Origin of the sequence: Parafrankia discariae, from assembly GCF_000373365.1 — a bacterium.
Lineage (GTDB): Bacteria > Actinomycetota > Actinomycetes > Frankiales > Frankiaceae > Parafrankia > Parafrankia discariae.
Genome location: NZ_KB891166.1, coordinates 1 through 2,912, shown reverse-complemented (window position 1 = coordinate 2,912; position 2,912 = coordinate 1). Strand labels below are relative to the sequence as shown.

3 protein-coding genes and 1 pseudogene are annotated in these 2,912 nt (G+C 69.2%); 1 reads left to right on the top strand and 3 read right to left on the bottom strand.

Translation table 11 applies throughout. The features are described from left to right. Together B056_RS35915 and B056_RS0109035 are read right to left on the bottom strand one after the other, a co-directional pair. Nucleotides 1-668, bottom strand: a pseudogene (locus B056_RS35915) (transposase); the annotation flags it as partial. 259 nt (nt 669-927) lie between these two features. Continuing rightward, nucleotides 928-1,293, bottom strand: coding sequence for a winged helix-turn-helix transcriptional regulator (locus B056_RS0109035; protein WP_035750935.1), 366 nt, complete (start codon nt 1,291-1,293; stop codon nt 928-930). A gap of 87 nt (nt 1,294-1,380) precedes the next feature. Between B056_RS0109035 and B056_RS0109030 the strand changes: the two genes are divergently transcribed. Then, the gene (locus B056_RS0109030; protein WP_020572406.1) at nt 1,381-2,364 is read left to right on the top strand and encodes a zinc-dependent alcohol dehydrogenase family protein; all 984 of its coding nucleotides are present in this window, start codon (nt 1,381-1,383) and stop codon (nt 2,362-2,364) included. 212 nt (nt 2,365-2,576) lie between these two features. On the opposite strand, the gene B056_RS35910 is transcribed toward B056_RS0109030, so the two are convergent. Continuing rightward, the coding region (locus B056_RS35910) for an IS1380 family transposase (protein WP_018501547.1) at nt 2,577-2,912 on the bottom strand (336 nt) is incomplete at its 5' end.

Below are 2,912 nucleotides of genomic sequence, written 5' to 3'. Positions count from 1 at the left end.
GCGAAGTCGTGCAGCGGCAGGTTCGTCAGGCCGGTGTCCTTCGCGCCGCGGATGCGGTCCTCGCAGCGGGCGCGGCGGCGGTGGCGTAGTTCGAGATCGGCGAGCTGGCCGCGGGGTGTGTTGGTCGCGAACGCGGTGATCCGGTTCCCGTCGACGTCGGTGATCCGCAGCTGCGCGCCGGGATGCGGCCGTTCCTTGCGGGCGATGACTCGTATTCCGGGTGGCCAGCTGGTCAGGTCGGTCAGTCCGGTCAGTTCGGCGACGAATGTGCCGGGGCGGGGCTGACGGTCGGCGTCGTAGGCCGGCGTCCACGCCGCGATCGGAAGCTTGCCGATCAGCTCGGCGGCGTCGTCGGGCAGAGTGAACCCGACCGAGTAGCCCAGCCGCCTGCGGTGCAGCCACTCCACGAAGGCGTGGGTCCCGCCGGCCGAGTCCGCGCGGACCAGCACCGACCGGGACCGTCGCAGCCGCCGCGGGAGCTGGGCCAGCGCGGTGGCGGCGACCGTGATGGGGTCGGCGGCGGTGTTCGAGCCGGCGTTTCCTGCTCGCAACAGCACCGCGGCCGGCTCTCCGGAACCGTCGGGGCCGTGGTCGACGAACGCCCACAGCGGGTGAAACCCGAACCCCTTCTTGAACGTCGGTCGCGCTTGTTCCTTCTCCGAATGCGCACGGCGCCAACTGCTCAGACAATCCCCGGCCCAGCCCGGACACCCGGACCGTCTCGGTCAGCAACACCCCGCCACCGACACGACACCCCGCCCGGCCCCGTCCACACGGACAGATGGGTAGACACCGCTACGCTGCACCATGAAGGTGCTCCTTGGTGATGGATGGTTCAGGCCTCGACAAGCCCGATCCTCCCGGCTCAGGAGCACTTTCCTATTTCCGACACCCCCAACAGACGATCACCGACATGAAAGCCCTGGGCTAACCTCCCGTCGGCGGCCTGGTCGCCTCCTGGAAGTCGACGACGGCCCCGCCGTGGTCCCTCGCCCAGTTCGTCAGGACTTCGATGGGCTCGAGAAGGGTTTGGCCGAGGTCGGTGAGGCTGTACTCGACCCGCCGTGGCGCTCCGGCATGGCGTTCGACCAGACCGTACTGCTGGAGCCGGCGCAGCGTCTGGGTGAGGACCTTGCGCGAGATGCCGCCGATGAGGTCGACGAGCTCACCGTGCCTACGAGGCTGCTGGCTGAGCCCGAAGAGCACGAGCACTGCCCATTTGTCCGAGATGATCTCGACCGCCAGGCGCGTGGGGCAGTCGGCGAGGAAGGCTGTTCCAGCTGCGTTCTGCATGAAAATCGAAGGTACCAGGAGGTAACCCACGGCTCCGTAACGTCTTCCGCGAGCAACGAAACCAGCGCCAGCTGCGGAGGAGTCACCATGCCACGAGTCGTCGTGTTCGATGAGTTCGGCGGGCCGGATGTCCTGCACGTGGTCGAGGAGCCGGTCGTCGAGCCCGCCGCCGGCGAGGTACGGGTCAGGATCGAGGCGTTCGCCGTCAACCCGCTCGATCAGATGATGCGTTCCGGTACCTCGCCCGCAAGCGTCCCCCTGCCACACGCTCGCCTCGGCGTCGAAGGAACCGGCGTCGTCGACGCGCTGGGTCCAGAGATCACCGGGCTGGAGATCGGCGATCCGGTCATCCTCACGGCCATTCCGGACGCGAGCGTCAGGGGCAGCTACGCCGAATACACCACGGTCCCCGCGAGCCGGGTCGTCGCCCGGCCGGCCGGGCTCGGAATCACGGAGGCGGCGGCGATCTGGGTCGCGTACTCCACTGCCTACGGCGCGCTCGTCGAAAAGGCGAAAATGCGGCCCGGCGACCACGTCCTCATCACTGCCGCGTCCGGCGGCGTTGGCCGGGCGGCGATACAGATCGCCAATCAGATCGGCGCCGTGCCCATCGCCATCACTCGGCACACGGCGAAGAAGGACGACCTGCTCGCCGCCGGCGCCGCCGTGGTCATCGCCACCGACCACGTGGACGTCGTCGAAGCCGTCGGCCACCACACCGGCGGGGCCGGCGCCGACATCGTCCTCGACGTTGTCATGGGCCCCGGCCAGCAGGATCTCCTGAGGGCGGCCCGCCCCGGCGGAACACTGGTCGCCGCGGGCTTCCTGGACCCTCGGCCCACACCCTTCCCGAGAAGCACGCCACTCACGATTTTCAGCTACCGGAGCTTCGAGCACACCCTCGACGCCGTCGTGGTGAAGCGCATGGCGGCCTTCCTGAACGCCGGCGTACGCCTCAATGCACTGCTGCCCGCCATCGACAAGGTGTTCGCCCTCGACGACGTCGTCGAGGCACACCACCACCTCGAGAAGGGGCTCCATGCCGGGAAGAAGATCGTCGTCACGGTCTAGGAACGGACCAGAAGGAGCCGGCCAGCCCGGATCTTTCGTGTGTCGGCGAGGTGTGATCATGAGGTGGCCCGCCGCGTTTGTTGATGTTGAGTTGTGTCGTTCGGCGGGGTCCGGGTCGTGGCGGGTGGCCCGGCTGTCGCGCGGGGTGGGCGCCCGGGTCCACGTCCGGGGGTTCTTCCTGGCTGGTGGGGTGGGAGGTGGGTGGTCCCGGGTTATCCGGGGGTGGGCAGAGCTCTCAGGGTGGTGATCGCTTGGACCGCGAGTGGTGTCCAGGGGTGGTGGGCGGCCAGGTGTAGTACGGATGTGCGGGCGTGGCGGGCGAGTCGCCCCGCTAGCCAGAACAGTCGGTGACGCAGCCTCTTGATCTCCCAGCGCCGCGCGGGCCGGGCGGGCAGGGCGGCCATCTGGGTCCAGGCGGTCAGGTCGAGGGCGAGCGCGACGAGGGCGCACCAAATCTGGTTCTGGGCGAAGTCGTGCAGCGGCAGGTTCGTCAGGCCGGTGTCCTTCGCGCCGCGGATGCGGTCCTCGCAGCGGGCGCGGCGGCGGTG